General features: G+C 60.8%; 18 protein-coding genes. 13 read left to right on the forward strand and 5 right to left on the reverse strand.

The window, feature by feature from the left end; genetic code table 11:
• From OQK_RS10360 to OQK_RS10370, 3 genes are all read left to right on the forward strand, one after another.
• A partial coding sequence (locus tag OQK_RS10360; protein WP_016772322.1) for a radical SAM protein occupies positions 1-711 on the forward strand: 711 nt, incomplete at its 5' end.
• Positions 712-948: 237 nt separating this feature from the next.
• A complete protein-coding gene (locus OQK_RS10365) occupies positions 949-1,677 on the forward strand; it encodes a carbonic anhydrase (protein WP_016772323.1) in 729 nt (242 codons plus the stop codon).
• A 90-nt stretch (positions 1,678-1,767) separates the two neighbouring features.
• A complete protein-coding gene (locus OQK_RS10370; RefSeq protein ID WP_016772324.1) occupies positions 1,768-3,294 on the forward strand; it encodes a SulP family inorganic anion transporter in 1,527 nt (508 codons plus the stop codon).
• Positions 3,295-3,430: 136 nt separating this feature from the next.
• Here the strand turns inward: OQK_RS10370 and OQK_RS10375 are convergent, their stop codons facing one another.
• The gene (locus tag OQK_RS10375) at positions 3,431-4,081 is read right to left on the reverse strand and encodes a hypothetical protein (RefSeq protein WP_016772325.1); all 651 of its coding nucleotides are present in this window, start codon (positions 4,079-4,081) and stop codon (positions 3,431-3,433) included.
• 370 nt (positions 4,082-4,451) lie between these two features.
• Between OQK_RS10375 and coxB the strand changes: the two genes are divergently transcribed.
• From coxB to OQK_RS10395, 4 genes are all read left to right on the forward strand, one after another.
• Positions 4,452-5,579: a cytochrome c oxidase subunit II gene (gene coxB, locus OQK_RS10380; protein WP_016772326.1), complete on the forward strand. Its 1,128-nt coding sequence runs from the start codon at positions 4,452-4,454 to the stop codon at positions 5,577-5,579.
• Positions 5,580-5,661: 82 nt separating this feature from the next.
• A complete protein-coding gene (ctaD, locus tag OQK_RS10385; RefSeq protein WP_016772327.1) occupies positions 5,662-7,248 on the forward strand; it encodes a cytochrome c oxidase subunit I in 1,587 nt (528 codons plus the stop codon).
• Positions 7,249-7,509: 261 nt separating this feature from the next.
• Positions 7,510-8,061: a cytochrome c oxidase assembly protein gene (locus tag OQK_RS10390; protein WP_016772328.1), complete on the forward strand. Its 552-nt coding sequence runs from the start codon at positions 7,510-7,512 to the stop codon at positions 8,059-8,061.
• A gap of 25 nt (positions 8,062-8,086) precedes the next feature.
• Positions 8,087-8,974 (forward strand): cytochrome c oxidase subunit 3, encoded by an 888-nt coding sequence (locus OQK_RS10395; RefSeq protein ID WP_016772329.1) that lies wholly within the window; start codon positions 8,087-8,089, stop codon positions 8,972-8,974.
• Between the two features lie 9 nt (positions 8,975-8,983).
• On the opposite strand, the gene OQK_RS10400 is transcribed toward OQK_RS10395, so the two are convergent.
• Positions 8,984-9,187 carry a twin transmembrane helix small protein gene (locus OQK_RS10400; protein ID WP_016772330.1) on the reverse strand — a complete coding sequence of 68 codons (204 nt, stop codon included), beginning with the start codon at positions 9,185-9,187 and terminating at the stop codon, positions 8,984-8,986.
• Positions 9,188-9,257: 70 nt separating this feature from the next.
• On the opposite strand from OQK_RS10400, the gene OQK_RS10405 reads away from it, so the two are divergent.
• From OQK_RS10405 to OQK_RS10425, 5 genes are read left to right on the forward strand one after another with little or no spacing between them, the layout of a single operon-like run.
• Positions 9,258-9,998 (forward strand): SURF1 family protein, encoded by a 741-nt coding sequence (locus OQK_RS10405; protein ID WP_016772331.1) that lies wholly within the window; start codon positions 9,258-9,260, stop codon positions 9,996-9,998.
• Positions 9,964-10,557, forward strand: a complete 594-nt coding sequence (locus OQK_RS10410; RefSeq protein WP_038861173.1) for a hypothetical protein — start codon at positions 9,964-9,966, stop codon at positions 10,555-10,557. Before OQK_RS10405 ends, OQK_RS10410 begins: the two co-directional genes overlap by 35 nt.
• 10 nt (positions 10,558-10,567) lie before the next feature.
• Positions 10,568-11,647 carry a COX15/CtaA family protein gene (locus OQK_RS10415; protein WP_016772333.1) on the forward strand — a complete coding sequence of 360 codons (1,080 nt, stop codon included), beginning with the start codon at positions 10,568-10,570 and terminating at the stop codon, positions 11,645-11,647.
• The gene (gene cyoE / locus OQK_RS10420) at positions 11,635-12,534 is read left to right on the forward strand and encodes a heme o synthase (RefSeq protein WP_016772334.1); all 900 of its coding nucleotides are present in this window, start codon (positions 11,635-11,637) and stop codon (positions 12,532-12,534) included. Before OQK_RS10415 ends, cyoE begins: the two co-directional genes overlap by 13 nt.
• Positions 12,531-13,166, forward strand: coding sequence for an SCO family protein (locus tag OQK_RS10425; RefSeq protein WP_016772335.1), 636 nt, complete (start codon positions 12,531-12,533; stop codon positions 13,164-13,166). The genes cyoE and OQK_RS10425 overlap by 4 nt, the downstream gene beginning before the upstream one ends.
• 253 nt (positions 13,167-13,419) lie before the next feature.
• On the opposite strand, the gene OQK_RS10430 is transcribed toward OQK_RS10425, so the two are convergent.
• The 3 genes from OQK_RS10430 to OQK_RS10440 all read right to left on the reverse strand — a co-directional run bounded on the left by OQK_RS10430 (position 13,420) and on the right by OQK_RS10440 (position 15,936).
• Positions 13,420-14,190: a MetQ/NlpA family ABC transporter substrate-binding protein gene (locus tag OQK_RS10430; protein ID WP_016772336.1), complete on the reverse strand. Its 771-nt coding sequence runs from the start codon at positions 14,188-14,190 to the stop codon at positions 13,420-13,422.
• A gap of 64 nt (positions 14,191-14,254) precedes the next feature.
• Positions 14,255-14,929, reverse strand: coding sequence for a methionine ABC transporter permease (locus OQK_RS10435; protein ID WP_016772337.1), 675 nt, complete (start codon positions 14,927-14,929; stop codon positions 14,255-14,257).
• On the reverse strand, positions 14,929-15,936 hold the full coding sequence (locus OQK_RS10440) for a methionine ABC transporter ATP-binding protein (protein WP_016772338.1): 1,008 nt from the start codon (positions 15,934-15,936) through the stop codon (positions 14,929-14,931). The genes OQK_RS10435 and OQK_RS10440 overlap by 1 nt, the downstream gene beginning before the upstream one ends.
• 262 nt (positions 15,937-16,198) lie before the next feature.
• Here OQK_RS10440 and katE point away from each other — a divergent pair.
• Positions 16,199-18,056: catalase HPII (gene katE / locus OQK_RS10445; protein ID WP_038860829.1), on the forward strand; the 1,858-nt coding region annotated here is incomplete at its 3' end.

The raw sequence follows: 18,056 nt of genomic DNA on the forward strand, positions 1-18,056 counted from the left end.
AAACCCGGCTATCAATGTGCGCCGATCAATCTCGGCTCCAATACCGACCCGTATCAGCCCATCGAGCGCGAATACAAAATCACCCGTCAGACCCTGGAAGTGCTGCTGCGCTATCGCCACCCGGTGACCATCGTCACCAAAGGTTCGCTGATTCTGCGCGATCTCGATTTGCTCACGGAGCTGGCGCAGCAACGGCTGGTAACGGTGATGATCAGCCTGACCACGCTGGATGATGAACTCAAACGCATCCTCGAACCGCGCGCAGCTGCGCCCAAGGCACGCCTGCGCGCGATCCGGGTCATGCGTGAAGCAGGCATTCCAGTGGGCGTGCTGTGTTCGCCGATGATTCCGATGATCAATGACAGCGAAATCGAAAGCCTGCTCACCGAGGCCTACGCCGCCGGTGCACAAAGCGCTGCCTACATGATGCTGCGCCTGCCGCTGGAAGTGGCGCCGCTGTTCGAGGAGTGGTTGCAGGCGCACTATCCGCAACGTGCCGCCCATGTGCTGAGCCTGATCCGCCAGAGTCGCGGCGGTGAACTCTACGACAGTCGATTCGGCGCGCGGATGCGCGGTGAAGGGCCGTTTGCCGACCTGCTCGCACAAAGATTTGCCAAGGCCATCAAAAAGCTTGGCCTGAACAAACGCGAGGGCTATAACCTCGACTGCTCGGCCTTCTGTCCGCCGGGTCGCCAGATGTCGTTGATTTAGCGACAATTGGCTTTGGGTTGACGGGTTGGAATCCTTCCGCCGAAACACGCCGGTCACGTTTTTTGTGACCTGGAACACACGTTCTAGAGCGTTTGATTCAGTTTCAGTTAAGTTTCGGCGGCTACCTTGTTCATCGAGTGACTGACGGGTCGGGATGACCCGGATGGTTTAAACAGCCACTGGCTTCATACCGGAATACCGGGGAAGACTCCCTGAATCCGCACAAGAGGATGAATCATGAGTGACAAGGATAAACAGTCGTTGGCTGCCTCGGCGCAAAGCCCTGAAGCACAATCCGCCGATGCAGCACTGCGACAGATCGTTGATGGCTTTTTACGCTTTCACCATGACGTTTTTCCGCAGCAGGAAGAACTGTTCAAGAAGCTCGCCACCGCTCAGGCGCCCAAGGCGATGTTCATCACCTGCGCCGACTCGCGCATCGTTCCCGAACTGATCACCCAAAGCTCGCCGGGCGATCTGTTCGTCACCCGTAACGTCGGCAACGTGGTGCCGCCCTACGGTCAGATGAACGGCGGCGTCTCCACCGCGATCGAATACGCGGTACTGGCGCTGGGCGTGCAGCACATCATCATTTGCGGCCACTCCGATTGCGGCGCCATGCGCGCGGTACTCAACCCCGACAGCCTGGAAAAAATGCCGACGGTCAAAGCCTGGCTGCGCCACGCTGAAGTCGCGAAAACCATGGTGCACGACAACTGCAACTGCACCGACGAAAAAGACAGCATGCCGATCCTCACCGAGGAAAACGTCATCGCCCAACTGCAGCACTTGCGTACCCATCCTTCGGTAGCCTCGCGCATGGCGAACGGTCATCTGTTCATCCATGGCTGGGTCTACAACATCGAAACCAGCGAAATCAAAGCTTACGACGCGGACCAGGGTCGTTTCCTGCCTCTCGACGGCAGCCATCCGATTCCTGTGGCGACGCCCAAAGCGCGCTTCTAAATCTTCCCAACAATCTGTGTGGTATGACGCCGGCCGCTGATTCAGCGGTCCGGCCTCGCCACGCCTGAAGAAAACTTCGGGAGAATCGCCATGCGTGCGGCTCAATTGAAAGCTGTGTTGCCACGGGAGCTGCTCGCCTCCGTGGTTGTGTTTCTGGTCGCCCTGCCGCTGTGCATGGGCATCGCGATTGCCTCAGGGCTGCCGCCGGCCAAGGGTCTGATCACCGGCATCATCGGCGGTCTGGTGGTCGGTTGGCTGGCGGGCTCGCCGTTGCAGGTCAGCGGTCCGGCGGCGGGTCTGGCGGTGCTGGTTTTCGAGCTGGTGCGCCAGCATGGCGTCGAGATGCTCGGGCCGATCCTGCTGCTCGCCGGATTTCTGCAACTGGTCGCCGGGCGGCTGAAGCTTGGCTGCTGGTTTCGCGTCACGGCGCCAGCGGTGGTCTACGGCATGCTCGCAGGCATTGGCGTGTTGATTGTGCTCTCGCAAATCCATGTGATGCTCGATGCCAAGCCGCAGCCTTCCGGGCTCGACAACCTCACGGCGTTCCCGGCGGCCGTAGCGCAAGCCTTGCCGTCGTTCGGCTGGCAGGCGGGTCTGCTCGGCTTGTCGACGATTGCGGTGATGTGGCTGTGGGAAAAATTCCGCCCGCATTCGCTGCGCTTCATTCCCGGCGCATTGCTCGGTGTGGGTCTGGCGACGGTGGCGAGCCTGATGCTGGCGTTGCAGGTCAAGCGCGTCGAGGTACCGGCGAACCTGGCCGAGGCGATCGATTGGCTCAAGCCGGCCGACCTGATGAATCTGGCCGACCCGACGCTGCTGATAGCCGCGTTCGCCGTGGCGTTTATCGCCAGTGCCGAAACCCTGTTGTCGGCGGCAGCGGTGGATCGCATGCACAGCGGCGTGCGTTCGGACTTCGATCGTGAACTGTCGGCGCAAGGTGTCGGCAACATGCTCTGCGGTCTGGTCGGCGCGCTGCCGATGACCGGGGTGATCGTGCGCAGTTCGGCCAACGTCCAGGCTGGTGCGACCACACGCTACTCGACGATTTTCCATGGCCTGTGGCTGCTGGCATTCGTGCTGTTGCTGTCGAGCGTGCTGCAAAGCATTCCGGTGGCGAGTCTGGCGGGGGTGCTGGTGTATACCGGCTTCAAACTGGTCGACCTGAAAGCTTTCCGTGGTCTGGGTCGGTACGGGCGGATGCCGATGTTCACCTACGCCGCTACAGCGTTGGCGATCATCTTCACTGACCTGCTCACCGGTGTGCTGATCGGCTTCGGTCTGACGATGTTGAAGCTGGCATTCAAGGCTTCGCGCCTGAAGATCAGCCTGATCGACTTGCCGCAGGACGGCGAGATGGAACTGCGTCTGGTTGGTGCAGCGACGTTCCTCAAAGTGCCGGCGCTGACTCAAGTGCTGGGCAGCATTCCCCACGGTACGACGGTACATGTGCCGCTGAACAACCTCAGCTACATCGACCATTCGTGTCTGGAGTTGCTTGAGGAATGGGGCCGGGCGAATGCGGCGAAGGGTTCGAAGCTGTTGATCGAATCGCGTGGGTTGAAGCGACGGCTGGAAGGCCGGGTGCGGACCAATACCGGGATTGGTGCGGCTGGCTAGATCTTCCTGCCTGAGCACAAACCCTGTGGGAGCGAGCTTGCTCGCGAAAACGGAACATCAGCCAACAGAGATGTTGAATGATCGACCGCATTCGCGAGCAGGCTCGCTCCCACATTGCATCTAGGGTGTATGAGGGTTATGCAGCAGGCTGGTCGAGTTCCAGACCCACCCCCAACCGGCGGCCCATGCACGGCCAGCGTTTCCACGCCGCGCCCGTGTCCGGACTGCTGAGTTTTTCGCGGTAGGCTTCTACCGATTCCAGGGCAAAACTTTCCTCGTTGAGCATCTCGTCGATCGCGTGATGCACCGCTTCGTCCAGTTGGTTGGCGAATTCCTCACCGATCAATTGGTGAGCAATCAGGTTGGCGACCGTCATGTCCAAGGGGATCAATGGCTGGCCGAAATGCTTGATGTACAGGTCGTTGACCTCTTCGACAAAGCGGTGTGCCAGATAGGCCTCGTCGAGCAGACTGTCCAGGCCGACATGCCCGGCCATTATCGCCGGCGGCTGGAGGAAATACTGCTCGGCGATTTTCAGCACCGGTTTGATCTGCGATTCGATTCCCGCTTCCCTGGCGACTTCATTGGCTGCATCCAGCAGGTCCGGTACTTCATCGATGTAGGCGGCGACAAAACGCGTCAGCACGCCCTGGGCGTCGGCTTCCGGCAACTGGATCGCCGGGTGCAGGTGAGGCAGCTTGCTTTCCAGCTGACGGGTCAGCAGGCCGGTGTCTTTTTCGTGCTGTTGGGCTTTTTGGATCTGCTCGCGCAATGCGGCGGTGTTCATGAAAACTCCAGGAAACAAGGCAATGAAATAGGGAAGACATAACTTAGCTGGCTTACGAAAAACGCTAAGACGCATTTGTCATAATTATTTCATCCTTGATGCAGCTGCGTTATATCCATTCGCCACCACTCGTCTGCATCCTTCTCCATTCGGGCACTTGAACGCAAGCGCCGGGTGTCTCAGCTCATTTACGCGCTCAGGTTGCAATTCCCGGGCGCTGTCTATACTCGCCAATGAATGGAGTTAGCTGATGACGCCCGACTGCACCCGCAGCAAGGCCCGGCGATTCAAGTTCGTAGTCTGATGCAGCCGCTCCCTTGCCGCAGGCGATACGCCGGCGGGATAACAAGAACGATAAGGGGAACCCGCAATGATGCGACATCCACATGTCTGGATGGGCCTCCTGTTGTGGTCGATTTTCAGCCCGGCCAACGCGGCATGGACTGTGAATATGGCGCCTGGAGCGACTGAAATCAGTCACGCAGTATTCGACCTGCACATGACCATTTTCTGGATCTGTGTGGTGATCGGGATCATCGTCTTCGGCGCCATGTTCTGGTCGATGATGGTGCACCGCCGCTCTACCGGCCAGGTCGCGGCCAAATTCCACGAAAGCACCGGCGTCGAGATCATGTGGACCATCGTGCCGCTGCTGATCCTGGTGGCCATGGCCGTGCCGGCCACCGCGACGCTGATCAAGATGTACGACACCAGCGAGCCGGACATCGATATCCAGATCACCGGCTATCAGTGGAAGTGGCATTACAAATACCTGGGCCAGGACGTCGAGTTCTTCAGCAACCTGGCCACCCCCGCCGAACAGATTCACAACAAAGAAGCCAAGGGCGAGCACTACCTGCTCGAAGTCGACAAGCCGCTGGTGCTGCCGATCGGCGCCAAGGTGCGCTTTCTGGTGACCTCGGCTGACGTCATTCACTCATGGTGGGTGCCGGCGTTTGCGGTCAAGCGCGATGCGATTCCCGGGTTCGTCAATGAGGCCTGGACGCGCATCGACAAGCCTGGCCTCTACCGTGGCCAGTGCGCCGAATTGTGCGGCAAGGACCACGGCTTCATGCCGATCGTGGTCGAGGTCAAGGAACAGGCCGACTACGAAAAATGGCTCGCCGAGCGCAAGGCCGAGGCCGCGCAACTCAAAGAACTGACCAGCAAGGAATGGACCCTCGACGAGCTCAAGGAGCGCGGCGACAAGGTTTACCACACCACTTGCGTGGCCTGTCACCAGGCCGAAGGCCAAGGCCTGCCGCCGATGTTCCCGGCGCTCAAGGGCTCGAAAATCGCCACCGGGCCGATCAAGGATCACCTGAGCATCGTCTACCACGGCAAACCCGGCACCGCCATGGCGGCGTTCGGCAAACAGCTGTCAGAAGTCGATATCGCAGCGGTCGTGACTTACGAACGTAACGCCTGGGGCAACAACAAGGGCGACATGGTCACGCCAAAAGAAGTGCTGGAGCTGAAACAGGCGGAAAGCAAATGAGCCGGTCAATTGCGTATTCAGTGAACCGGTCGGGGCAGCGCGCCCCGGCCTGCCCCGTCCACTTTCGTGAAGGAGACCGGCCATGAGCGCTGTCATCGATGACCACGGTCACGCCGACCACGCCCACGGCCCCGCCAAAGGCCTGATGCGCTGGGTGCTGACCACCAACCACAAGGACATCGGCACGCTGTACCTGTGGTTTGCCTTCTGCATGTTCCTGCTCGGCGGCTCGTTCGCCATGGTCATTCGCGCCGAGCTGTTCCAGCCCGGCCTGCAGATCGTGCAGCCGGAATTCTTCAACCAGATGACCACCATGCACGGTCTGGTCATGGTGTTCGGCGCGGTGATGCCGGCATTCGTCGGCCTCGCCAACTGGATGATTCCGCTGATGGTCGGCGCGCCGGACATGGCCCTGCCACGGATGAACAACTTCAGCTTCTGGCTGTTGCCGGCGGCGTTTCTGCTGCTGGTCTCGACGCTGTTCACCCCGGGTGGCGGGCCAAATTTCGGCTGGACCTTTTATGCGCCGCTGTCGACGACCTACGCGCCGGAAAGCGTGACGTTCTTCATCTTCGCCATCCACTTGATGGGCATCAGTTCGATCATGGGCGCGATCAACGTGGTCGCGACCATCCTCAACCTGCGCGCGCCCGGCATGACCCTGATGAAAATGCCGCTGTTCGTCTGGACCTGGCTAATCACCGCGTTTCTGCTGATCGCAGTAATGCCGGTGCTGGCCGGCTGCGTGACGATGATGCTCATGGATATTCACTTCGGCACCAGTTTCTTCAGTGCTGCCGGCGGCGGTGACCCGGTGCTGTTCCAGCATGTGTTCTGGTTCTTCGGCCACCCCGAGGTGTACATCATGATCCTGCCGGCGTTCGGCGCGGTCAGCCAGATCATCCCGACCTTCGCGCGCAAGCCGCTGTTCGGCTACACCTCGATGGTCTACGCCACGGCGAGCATCGCGTTCCTGTCGTTCATTGTCTGGGCGCACCACATGTTCGTGGTCGGCATTCCGCTGGTGGGCGAATTGTTCTTCATGTACGCGACCATGCTGATCGCCGTGCCGACGGGTGTGAAAGTGTTCAACTGGGCGAGCACCATGTGGCAAGGCTCGATGACCTTCGAGACACCGATGCTGTTTGCCGTGGCGTTCGTCATCCTGTTCTCCATTGGCGGTTTCTCCGGGCTGATGCTGGCGATCGCCCCAGCGGACTTCCAGTATCAGGACACCTACTTTGTCGTCGCGCACTTCCACTATGTGCTGGTGCCGGGGGCGATCTTCGGCATCTTCGCCTCGGCCTATTACTGGCTGCCGAAGTGGACCGGGCACATGTACGACGAAACCCTCGGCAAGCTGCACTTCTGGCTGTCGTTTGTGGGCATGAACCTGACCTTCTTCCCGATGCACTTCGTCGGTCTTGCGGGGATGCCGCGACGGATTCCGGACTACAACCTGCAGTTCGCCGATTTCAACATGGTCTCGTCGATCGGCGCATTCATGTTCGGCGCCACGCAGATTTTCTTCCTGTTCATCGTCATCAAGACCATCCGTGGCGGCGCACCGGCCCCGGCGAAACCGTGGGACGGTGCCGAAGGGCTGGAGTGGAGCGTGCCGTCGCCAGCGCCGTATCACACCTTCACCACGCCGCCGGAAGTGAAATGAACACCTGCTGTTTTTTGCAATGTGTGCAGAGGCACAGATCCCCAGTGGATGCTCACAGATCTCCTGTGGATGTACACAGATCCCTTGTGGGGAGGGGATTTATCCCCGTTGGGCTGCGCAGCAGCCCCAAAACCTGCAATCGAAATTCATCAGGTAGACCGTGTGCGCTGGATTCAGGGCCGCTTCGCAGCCCAACGGGGATAAATCCCCTCACCACACAGGTATTGCCGGGCAAAGGTGATCACCGGGGAGGCATGAATCATGGCTGACTCGATCTCGCTGAAGAAACTTGTCACCCGCCTGCTGCTGGTGGTAGTGGCGATGTTCGTCTTCGGTTTCGCCCTGGTGCCGATCTATGACGTGATGTGCAAAGCCTTCGGCATCAACGGAAAGACCGGCGGCCAGTATGCGGGCGAGCAAGTGGTCGACACCTCGCGCCAGGTGCGCGTGCAGTTTCTCTCGACCAACACCGCCGACATGCCGTGGGACTTTTACCCGAAACACGACGAGCTGACCGCCAATCCCGGCGCGGTGAACGAGATGGTCTTCATCGCGCGCAATCCCACCGACAAACCGATGAGCGCGCAAGCGGTGCCGAGCATCGCGCCGAGCAACGCCGCGGCGTTTTTCCACAAGACCGAATGCTTTTGTTTTACCCAGCAGGTGCTGCAGCCCGGTGAACAGATCGAGATGCCGGTGCGTTTCATCGTTGACCGCGACATGCCCAAGGAAGTGAAGCACCTGACGCTGTCCTACACGCTGTTCGATATCACCGCCCGACATCCGCCGGTGGCTGTTAACACTGGCGGTTGAGCGTGGCCGATAAGGAGAACAATAAATGGCAACTCATGAGCATTATTACGTCCCGGCCCAGAGCAAATGGCCGATCATCGCCACGCTTGGGATGTTCGTCACCGTGTACGGCCTCGCCACCTGGTTCAACGATCTCAAGGCCGCACGCCCGGATTCCCACGGCCCACTGATCTTTTTCGTCGGCGGCCTGCTGTTGGCGTACATGCTGTTCGGCTGGTTCGGTGCGGTGATCAAGGAAAGTCGCGCGGGGCTGTACAGCCCGCAGCTGGACCGTTCGTTCCGCTGGGGCATGAGCTGGTTCATCTTTTCCGAGGTGATGTTTTTCGTCGCCTTCTTCGGCGCGCTGTTCTATATCCGCGTCGTGTCCGCACCCGGGCTGGCCGGCGAAGGCAGCAAGGGCCTGTCGGAAATGCTCTGGCCGAACTTCGAATATGTCTGGCCGTTGCTGAACAACCCCGACCCGAAACTGTTCCCACCGCCCAAGGATGTCATCAGTCCTTGGGGCCTGCCGCTGCTCAACACGATCCTGCTGGTCAGCTCCAGCGTGACCATCACCATCGCCCACCATGCGCTGAAGAAAGGCCATCGCGGCGCACTGAAACTGTGGCTGGCGATCACCGTACTGCTGGGCATCGCGTTCCTCGGTTTCCAGGCCGAGGAATACATCCATGCCTACCAAGAGCTGGGGCTGACCCTCGGCTCGGGCATCTACGGCGCGACATTCTTCATGCTTACCGGCTTCCACGGCGCCCACGTGACCATCGGCACGATCATCCTGTTCGTGATGCTGATGCGCATCATGAAAGGCCATTTCGACAACGAGCACCAGTTCGGTTTCGAAGCGGCGAGCTGGTATTGGCACTTCGTCGACGTGGTGTGGATCGGTTTGTTCTTCTTCGTTTACGTCCTCTGACTGCTGGCGCTACCACGGCGCATGGGACACCAACTGGCCGCTGTAGAAACCCCAGGCCATCAGGCCGACGGTGACCACGGCCAGTGCCACCCGAACACTCAAGGCGATGACCAGCCGATTGGAGCTGCTGTCGTCCTTGACCAGGAAAAACAGGCCGCTGAACAGGCTGACGACCGTGGCAATCAGCATCAGGACGATCGCTGCTTTGAACATGGCAAGACTCCGGGGGACAGGCGATGCACTTGAGTATAGCGATCGCGATGACTGACTTTATGGCGCGCCCATGAAGCGCTTTCGCCCGGGCGTGATTCCCACTGTCGTGGTGGCGCTGTTGCTGCCGCTGATGGTTGCGCTGGGCTTCTGGCAACTGGGCCGGGGCGCGGAGAAAACCGCGCTGCTGGCCAGCTATGCCGAACGTCGGGTGGCCGAACCGCTGGCCAGCAGCGAGTTGCTCGGCAGCGCCGACCCGGCTTACCGCCGCGTGCGCCTGCACGGCCAGTTCGACCCCGCCCACACGCTGTTGCTGGACAACCGCCAGCGTGGCGGCAAGGTCGGCGTCGAATTGCTGCAACCGTTCCAGGACCAACGCAGCGGCCTCTGGCTGCTGGTCAATCGCGGCTGGCTGCCATGGCCCGATCGGCGCGTGCCGCCGCAATTCACGACACCGGCCGAGGCGCTGACGCTCGACGCCTGGGTCTATGTCGCCCCCGGCGCAACGTTCCAGTTGCACGCCGATCCGGTCAGCCATGTCTGGCCGCAAACCATTACCGCCGTCGAGCCGGGCAAATTGTGGCAAACCCTGGAGCGCGACGGCTTCGCCTACGAGTTACGCGCCGAACCCGGCCCCGCCAGCTATCAGACCGATTGGCCGGTAGTCGCGATGGGCCCGGAAAAACACCTCGGCTACGCCGTGCAATGGTTCGCCATGGCCACGGCCCTGCTCGGTCTTTACCTCTATTTCGGCTGGCACCACGCAAAGGAGAAACGCCATGGGAAGCGTCATGAATCCACCCAGCATGTCTGAGGCCAAACCCGTTCCGAGCCGCCGGCGCGGGCGCATTCAATTGTTGCTGATCGTGCTTGGCGTGGTCGGGCCGATGCTGCTCGCCACCGGCATGTACAAATTGCAGTTCTGGGTGCCGGAAGGACGCAGCTACCACGGCGAGCTGATCGGCAACGGCCAGACCCGCGCCGACCTCGGCGTGCAGGCCGATGAGCAGCGCTGGCAGATTCTGGTCACAGCGCCAAAGGACTGCGCCGTCGATTGCCAGCAACTGGTTTATCTGGCGCGGCAGATCCAGATCAGCCTCGGCCGTGAAGCCGGGCGCGCCAGCCACGCCCTCGCCGCCGCGCAACCACTGAGCGCTGATTACGCCGCCAAACTCGACCGCGAATATCCGCAGTTGCAGCGCTATCCGCTGGATGCCGGGGTGTTCGCCAGGACCACCGGCGATAAAGCTGTGCCGCAGCTGTGGATCGTCGACCCGCACGGCAATCTGGTGCTGCGTTACGAGCCGAATGTGAAGGGCAAGGATCTGCTTAACGACCTGCGGCATCTGCTGAAACTGTCGAACATCGGATGAGGGCATCGTCATGGCCAAACCTGGATTTCGCCTCGCGCTGTTTGCCACCCTGCTGGCACTGATTGTGGTGTTGCTCGGCGCCTATACGCGCCTGACCCACGCCGGCCTCGGCTGCCCGGACTGGCCAGGCTGCTACGGCTTTATCAGCGTGCCGAAAAGCGAGGCGCAACTGGCCCATGCCGAACTGCATTTCCCTGACGCGCCAGTGGAGGCGCACAAGGGCTGGAACGAGATGATCCACCGCTACTTCGCCGGCACTCTGGGTTTGCTGATTTCAGTGCTGGCCGGGCGCGCCTGGGCCAACCGGCGCCATCCGGGCCAGCCGGTGAAACTGCCGCTGTTTCTGCTGGCGGTGGTCATCGCCCAAGCGGCGTTCGGTATGTGGACGGTGACGCTCAAGCTCTGGCCGCAAGTGGTCACCGGGCATTTGCTCGGCGGCTTTGCCACGTTGAGTCTGCTGTTCCTACTGACGCTGAGGTTGTCCGGCGTGCTGCCGGCGCTGACCGTACCCAAGCGCCTGCAATACTGGGCGACGGCGGGGCTGCTGCTGGTGATCGGCCAAATCGCCTTGGGCGGCTGGGTAAGTTCCAACTACGCAGCGGTGGCCTGCATCGACTTCCCCACCTGCCACGGCCAATGGCTGCCGCAGGCGGACTTCGCCAATGGCTTTCACCTGACCCAGCACATCGGCCCGAATTATCTCGGCGGACAACTCGATAGCGATGCGCGCACGGCCATTCATCTGACACACCGCATCGGCGCTTTGCTGGTGACGGTCGTACTGCTCGGTCTGGCGTGGCAGTTGAAAGTGGTGGGCATGACGCGTCTGGCCGGGCTGGTGCTGATCGCCCTTGCCGCGCAGATCACCCTCGGCATCAGCAACGTGCTGTTTCATCTACCGCTGCCAGTGGCCGTCGCCCATAACGCCGGCGGTGCGGCGCTGTTACTGACGCTGGTGCTGGTCAATTATCACGCGCGCACCAGCCTGCTGCGGGTGAGCCAACCGGTGCTGGCGCGCTGGCGCCTGAGTGCGCACAAACCTGTCGTCGCGCCCATCGCATTGAAAGGAGAAACGCCATGGCGAGTCTGATCGGCCAGCGTGCAGCGCAAGCGCTGTGGCGCGATTATCTGGAGCTGACCAAACCGAAAGTCGTGGTGCTGATGCTGATCACCTCGCTGGTCGGCATGTTCCTCGCTACCCGCGCCGGCGTGCCGTGGACAGTGCTGGTGTTTGGCAATCTGGGCATTGCCTTGTGCGCCGGCGGTGCAGCGGCGGTCAATCACGTGGTCGATCGGCGCATTGATGCGGTAATGGCGCGCACGCACAAACGGCCGCTGGCCGAAGGCCGGGTTTCACCTGCGGCGGCGCTGACCTTCGCCTTGGTGCTGGCATTGCTCGGCCAGGCGCTGCTGCTGACCTTCACCAATCAGCTGACCGCTTGGCTGACTCTCGCTTCACTGCTCGGTTACGCCGTGATCTACACCGGTTTCCTCAAACGCGCGACGCCGCAGAACATCGTCATCGGCGGCCTCGCTGGTGCCGCGCCGCCGCTGCTGGGCTGGACCGCCGCCACCGGCCATGTCAGCGCCGAACCGCTGTTGCTGGTGCTGATCATCTTCGCCTGGACCCCGCCGCACTTCTGGGCGCTGGCGATTCATCGCAAGGAGGAATACGCCAAGGCCGACATTCCGATGCTGCCGGTGACCCATGGCGAGCACTACACCAAAGTGCACATTCTGCTGTACACCTTTGCGTTGCTGGCAGTGAGCCTCTTGCCCTACGTGATTCACATGAGCGGCGTGCTGTATCTGGTCTGTGCGCTGGCGTTGGGCGCGAGGTTTCTGCAATGGGCCGTGGTGCTGTACCGTGGCACTCGGCCGCACGCGGCGATCAACACCTTCAAGTACTCTATTTATTACTTGTTCCTGTTGTTCATCGCCCTGCTCGTAGACCACTACTTACTGTTGAACCTATGACCCGAACCCAGAAAACCGTCTTCATCCTCGTCGCCGTGATCGCGCTGATCCTCGGGCTTACCGTGAATAAAGTGCTGAACGGCAAAGGCCAGGGCGATCCGACTGCGCTGATCGACGCCGGGATCATCCTGCTGCCGCAGAGCCGCAACCTGCCGGACGTGACCATGACCGATCAGGACGGCAAACCGGTTGCCATCGATGAGCTGAAAGGCAAGTGGAGTCTGTTGTTCTTCGGCTACACCTTCTGCCCGGACATCTGCCCGACCACCCTGGCGCAACTGCGGCAGATCAAGAGTGAATTGCCGAAAGAGGCTGTGGATAAATTGCAGATCGTGCTGGTCAGCGTTGACCCCAACCGCGACACGCCGAAGCAGTTGAAGCAGTACCTCGGCTACTTCGATCCGCAGTTCATTGGCCTGACGCCCACGTCGATCGAGGAGCTGCAGAAGGTGGCGAACGCGGTGAGCATTCCGTTCATTCCCGCCGATACCAGCAAGCCGAATTACACCGTGGACCACAGCGGCAACCTTGCGGTGATCGGCCCGGACGGCACGCAGCGCGGGTTTATTCGCGCGCCGTTGAACAATGCCAAGCTGGTGGCGCAGTTGCCGGCGATGCTTGAGCGCAATTGACAGTTCAAAAGCTAAAAAGCCCCTCACCCTAACCCTCTCCCAGAGGGAGAGGGGACTGACCGAGGTGTTTATTCGAATTGCACCGACCTGCAATTGTGAGTCGATCTCAGGCTCGAAAAGCTTGAAGGTCGGCCCCCTCTCCCTCGGGAGAGGGCTGGGGTGAGGGGAAGCTTCAAGGCAGGTCGCAAGCCAGGCACCAGAGACAAAAAAGGGGACGCCATTGGCGTCCCCTTTTTCATTGCAGCAACCTTAATCAGAACGCCGGCAACACCGCGCCTTTGTACTTCTCGGTAATGAACTGCTTCACTTCCGGGCTGTGCAGCGCAGCCGCCAGTTTCTTCATCGCGTCGCTGTCCTTGTTGTCCGCGCGGGACACGAGGATGTTTACGTATGGCGAGTCGTTGCCTTCGATCACCAGCGCATCCTTGGACGGATCAAGCTTGGCTTCCAGCGCGTAGTTGGTGTTGATCAGCGCCAGATCGACCTGAGTCAGAACGCGCGGGATGGTCGCGGCTTCCAGTTCACGGATCTTCAGGTCTTTCGGATTCTCGGCGATGTCTTTGACGGTCGACAGGATGTTTTTCGAATCCTTGAGCTTGATCACGCCAGCCTTGTCCAGCAGCAACAGCGCACGGCCGCCGTTGGTGGCGTCGTTCGGGATCACCACGTTGGCACCACCGGGCAGGTCCTTCAGATCCTTGAGCTTGCTCGAATAAGCACCCAGCGGCTCCAGGTGCACGCCGGTCACGGCGACGAGGCTGGTGCCCTTGGCCTTGTTGAACTCATCGAGGTACGGCTGGTGCTGGAAGAAGTTGGCGTCCAGACGCTTTTCCGCGACCTGTACGTTCGGCTGAATGTAGTCGGTGAAGACCTTGACCTTCAGATCCACGCCTTCCTTGGCCAGGGCCGGTTTGACGAATTCGAGGATTTCCGCGTGCGGCACCGGGGTGGCGGCAACGGTCAGGGTCTCGGCGTGGGCCGAAAACGCCGCAACAGCGGCGAAAGCAGCGATCAGTTTTTTCATTCAGCTAACTCCTTGTGAGGGCGCCCGCCAGCGAATGGCCCGCGCCTCTTGATTAAAAAACCGCTTATTTGCGCGAGAAATGCACGACCAGACGGTCGCCAACCATTTGCAGCACTTGCACCAGAATCAACAGCAGCACCACGGTGACGATCATCACGTCGGTCTGGAAACGCTGGTAGCCGAAACGGATCGCCAGGTCGCCCAGACCACCGGCGCCGACCACACCGGCCATCGCCGTGTAGGACACCAGTGTAATCGCTGTCACCGTAATCGCTGCGAAGATGCCCGGACGGGCTTCCGGCAGCAAGGCGTTCATGATGATCTGCCGCGTGGTCGCGCCCATCGACTGGGTCGCTTCGATGATGCCGCGATCGACTTCGCGCAGCGCGGTTTCCACCAGACGCGCGAAGAACGGCGTGGCGCCCACCACCAGCGGCGGGATCGCCCCGGCCACACCCAGCGAGGTGCCGGTGATCAGCACGGTGAACGGGATCATCACGATCAGCAGAATGATGAACGGCAGCGAACGCAAAATGTTCACCACCAGCGACAGCACGGCGTAGAGGCCACGGTTTTCCAGCAACTGACGCGGGCTGCAGAGAAACAGCAGCACGCCCAGCGGCAGGCCGAGCAGCACGGTGAACAGCAGCGAACCGCCGAGCATCAGCATGGTGTCGCCAGTCGCCAGCCAGATTTCGTACCAGTCGATATTGGCGAAGAAACTCATCAGGTCAGCCATTAGCGCAACACCTCCATGTGAACGTCAGCGGCGGTGAAGCGGGCAAACGCCGCCTCCATGTCGCCACCGGTGACAGCGAGGGTCAGTTGCCCGTACGGAATGTCTTTGATGCGGTCGATGCGACCGGCAAGGATGCTGTAGTCGACGCCAGTTTCCCGCGCGACGGTGCCGAGCAACGGCGCGTAGGTCGCCTCGCCCTGAAAGGTCAGACGCACGATGCGCCCGGGCACATGGGCGAAGTCGTCACGCTGCTCGCTCTCGTCGATCTGCTCGCTTTCCTGGACGAAACGCTTGGTGGTCGGGTGCTGCGGATGCAGGAACACATCGGCCACCGGACCCTGCTCGACGATCACGCCAGCGTCCATCACCGCGACCTGATCGCAGACGCGACGGATCACGTCCATCTCGTGGGTGATCAGGACGATGGTCAGTTTCAGTTCGCGATTGATTTCCGCCAGCAGTTGCAGGACCGATGCCGTGGTCTGCGGGTCGAGGGCGCTGGTGGCCTCGTCGCACAGCAGAATTTTCGGCTTGGTCGCCAGCGCACGGGCAATGCCGACGCGTTGCTTCTGACCGCCGGACAATTGCGCCGGGTACTTTTTCGCGTGGTCGGACAGACCGACCCGCGCCAGCAGCTCGGCCACGCGTTGATTGATTTCACTGCTCGACAACTCACCGGCCAGGGTCAGCGGCAAGGCGACGTTATCGGCGACAGTCTTGGAGGCGAGCAGGTTGAAGTGCTGGAAGATCATCCCGACCTGCTGGCGGAAACGGCGCAGGCCGTTGGCATCCAGTGCGGTGACTTCTTCGCCGTCGACGATGATCTTGCCGCCACTGGAATCTTCCAGGCGATTGATCAGCCGCAGCAGGGTACTTTTGCCCGCACCGGAATGGCCAATCAGGCCGAACACCTGGCCGTTCTCGATGGCGAGACTGGTCGGGTGCAGCGCGGGAATATCCTTACCGGCGACGCGGTAAGTCTTGTGGACGTTTTGAAACTCGATCACGTAGCGAACCTTGTGGGGCGCGTTGGAAAAGGATCAGCGGTTAGCCGGGCGCGCATTTTAGCCTGTCCGTATAGAGGTTCTTAGCATTTATTTCGCAATTAACCTTCAATTTGGCAATAACGCGATCAAAGGTCAGATAAACGGAACGGCTGAAACGCTCATCAGTCACTAAGTAAGCGACTTGAAACCCTGGGTGCCGTGCCCGGGAATCACTCAAGGGTCTGCGGAAGGCATCCGGGGCCAAACGAGGAGTTTACGTCTGATGAGCATCAAAAAGCCTGCACCCGATAAAAGCGAGATGGCCGGAACCGACACCCCGGATCGCGCCAACACCAACGCCAAGCTCGACAGCCTGGAAGAATTCCGTTCCGACGCCACCGGTCAGGCACTGCGCACCAATCAGGGCGTGAAGATCGCCGACAACCAGAACACCCTCAAAGCCGGGCCGCGCGGGCCGTCGCTGCTGGAAGATTTCATCATGCGTGAAAAGATCACGCACTTTGACCATGAGCGCATTCCGGAGCGTATCGTCCATGCGCGCGGTACCGGCGCGCACGGTTTCTTTCAGACCTACGAGAACCATGCAGCGCTGACCAAGGCCGGTTTCCTACAGGATCCGGGCAAGAAAACCCCAGTGTTCGTGCGCTTTTCCACGGTGCAGGGGCCACGGGGTTCCGGCGATACCGTGCGTGACGTGCGCGGCTTTGCGGTGAAATTCTTCACTGATGAAGGCAACTTCGATCTGGTCGGCAACAACATGCCGGTGTTCTTCATTCAGGACGCGATCAAGTTCCCGGACTTCGTCCACGCGGTGAAGCCCGAGCCGCACAACGAAATCCCCACCGGCGGCTCGGCTCACGATACGTTCTGGGACTTCGTCTCGCTGGTGCCGGAATCGGCGCACATGGTCATCTGGGCGATGTCCGACCGGGCCATCCCGAAAAGCCTGCGCAGCATGCAGGGCTTCGGTGTGCACACCTTCCGCCTGATCAACGCCGAGGGCAAATCACGCTTCGTCAAATTCCACTGGCGCCCTACCGCCGGCACCTGCTCGCTGGTGTGGGACGAGGCGCAGAAGCTCGCCGGTAAAGACACCGACTACCATCGTCGCGACCTGTGGGAAGCGATCGAGATGGGCGACTACCCGGAATGGGAGCTGGGCGTGCAGATCGTCGAAGAAGAGAACGAACACGACTTCGACTTCGACATCCTCGACCCGACCAAGATCATCCCCGAGGAAATCGTTCCGATTACGCCGCTGGGCAAAATGACCCTGAACCGCAACCCGGACAACTTCTTCGCGGAAACCGAGCAGGTCGCTTTCTGCCCTGGCCACATCGTGCCAGGCATCGACTTTTCCAATGACCCGCTGCTGCAAGGTCGACTGTTCTCCTACACCGACACGCAGATCAGCCGACTCGGCGGGCCGAACTTCCATGAGCTGCCGATCAACCGTCCGGTGGCGCCGTTCCACAACGGCCAGCGTGACGCGCAGCACCGCACCACCATCGATAAGGGTCGTGCCTCGTACGAGCCGAACTCGATCGACGGCGGCTGGCCAAAAGAAACCCCGCCAGCGGCACAGGACGGTGGTTTCGAGAGCTACCCGGAGCGCATCGACGCAGCGAAGATCCGTCAGCGCAGCGAATCGTTCAGCGATCACTTCTCCCAGGCCCGCTTGTTCTTCAACAGCATGAGCGAGCACGAGAAAGAGCACATCATCGCTGCCTACAGCTTCGAGCTGGGCAAGGTCGAGCGTGAGTTCATCCGTGCCCGTGAAGTGAACGAAATCCTCGCCAATATCGACCTGACCCTGGCCAAACGCGTGGCGGAAAACCTCGGCTTGCCGGCGCCAGCCAAAGGCACGGTCGAAGTGCGCAAGACCTCGCTGGAGCAATCGCCAGCGTTGAGCCAGGCCAACCTGCTGCCGGGCAATATCAAGACGCGCAAGGTGGCGATTCTCGCGGCCAACGGAGTTGATGCTGCGGCCATCGATGCGATGAAGAAAGCGCTGGAAGCCGAAGGCGCTCACGCAAAACTGCTCGGCCCGACCTCGGCGCCAGTGACAGCCGCTGACGGCAAGGCATTGCCGGTGGATGCGTCGATGGAAGGCATGCCGT

The organism is Pseudomonas sp. R62, assembly GCF_000257605.1.
Classification (GTDB): Bacteria; Pseudomonadota; Gammaproteobacteria; order Pseudomonadales; family Pseudomonadaceae; genus Aquipseudomonas; species Aquipseudomonas atacamensis.

Excerpts from the sequence above, each read along its gene's own strand:
- OQK_RS10365 (WP_016772323.1), top strand. The coding sequence starts at position 949 with ATGAGTGACAAGGATAAACAGTCGTTGGCTGCCTCGGCGCAAAGCCCT.
- OQK_RS10370 (WP_016772324.1), top strand. The coding sequence starts at position 1,768 with ATGCGTGCGGCTCAATTGAAAGCTGTGTTGCCACGGGAGCTGCTCGCC.
- OQK_RS10375 (WP_016772325.1), bottom strand. The coding sequence starts at position 4,081 with ATGAACACCGCCGCATTGCGCGAGCAGATCCAAAAAGCCCAACAGCAC.
- coxB (WP_016772326.1), top strand. The coding sequence starts at position 4,452 with ATGATGCGACATCCACATGTCTGGATGGGCCTCCTGTTGTGGTCGATT.
- ctaD (WP_016772327.1), top strand. The coding sequence starts at position 5,662 with ATGAGCGCTGTCATCGATGACCACGGTCACGCCGACCACGCCCACGGC.
- OQK_RS10390 (WP_016772328.1), top strand. The coding sequence starts at position 7,510 with ATGGCTGACTCGATCTCGCTGAAGAAACTTGTCACCCGCCTGCTGCTG.
- OQK_RS10395 (WP_016772329.1), top strand. The coding sequence starts at position 8,087 with ATGGCAACTCATGAGCATTATTACGTCCCGGCCCAGAGCAAATGGCCG.
- OQK_RS10400 (WP_016772330.1), bottom strand. The coding sequence starts at position 9,187 with ATGTTCAAAGCAGCGATCGTCCTGATGCTGATTGCCACGGTCGTCAGC.
- OQK_RS10405 (WP_016772331.1), top strand. The coding sequence starts at position 9,258 with ATGAAGCGCTTTCGCCCGGGCGTGATTCCCACTGTCGTGGTGGCGCTG.
- OQK_RS10410 (WP_038861173.1), top strand. The coding sequence starts at position 9,964 with ATGGGAAGCGTCATGAATCCACCCAGCATGTCTGAGGCCAAACCCGTT.
- OQK_RS10415 (WP_016772333.1), top strand. The coding sequence starts at position 10,568 with ATGGCCAAACCTGGATTTCGCCTCGCGCTGTTTGCCACCCTGCTGGCA.
- cyoE (WP_016772334.1), top strand. The coding sequence starts at position 11,635 with ATGGCGAGTCTGATCGGCCAGCGTGCAGCGCAAGCGCTGTGGCGCGAT.
- OQK_RS10425 (WP_016772335.1), top strand. The coding sequence starts at position 12,531 with ATGACCCGAACCCAGAAAACCGTCTTCATCCTCGTCGCCGTGATCGCG.
- OQK_RS10430 (WP_016772336.1), bottom strand. The coding sequence starts at position 14,190 with ATGAAAAAACTGATCGCTGCTTTCGCCGCTGTTGCGGCGTTTTCGGCC.
- OQK_RS10435 (WP_016772337.1), bottom strand. The coding sequence starts at position 14,929 with ATGGCTGACCTGATGAGTTTCTTCGCCAATATCGACTGGTACGAAATC.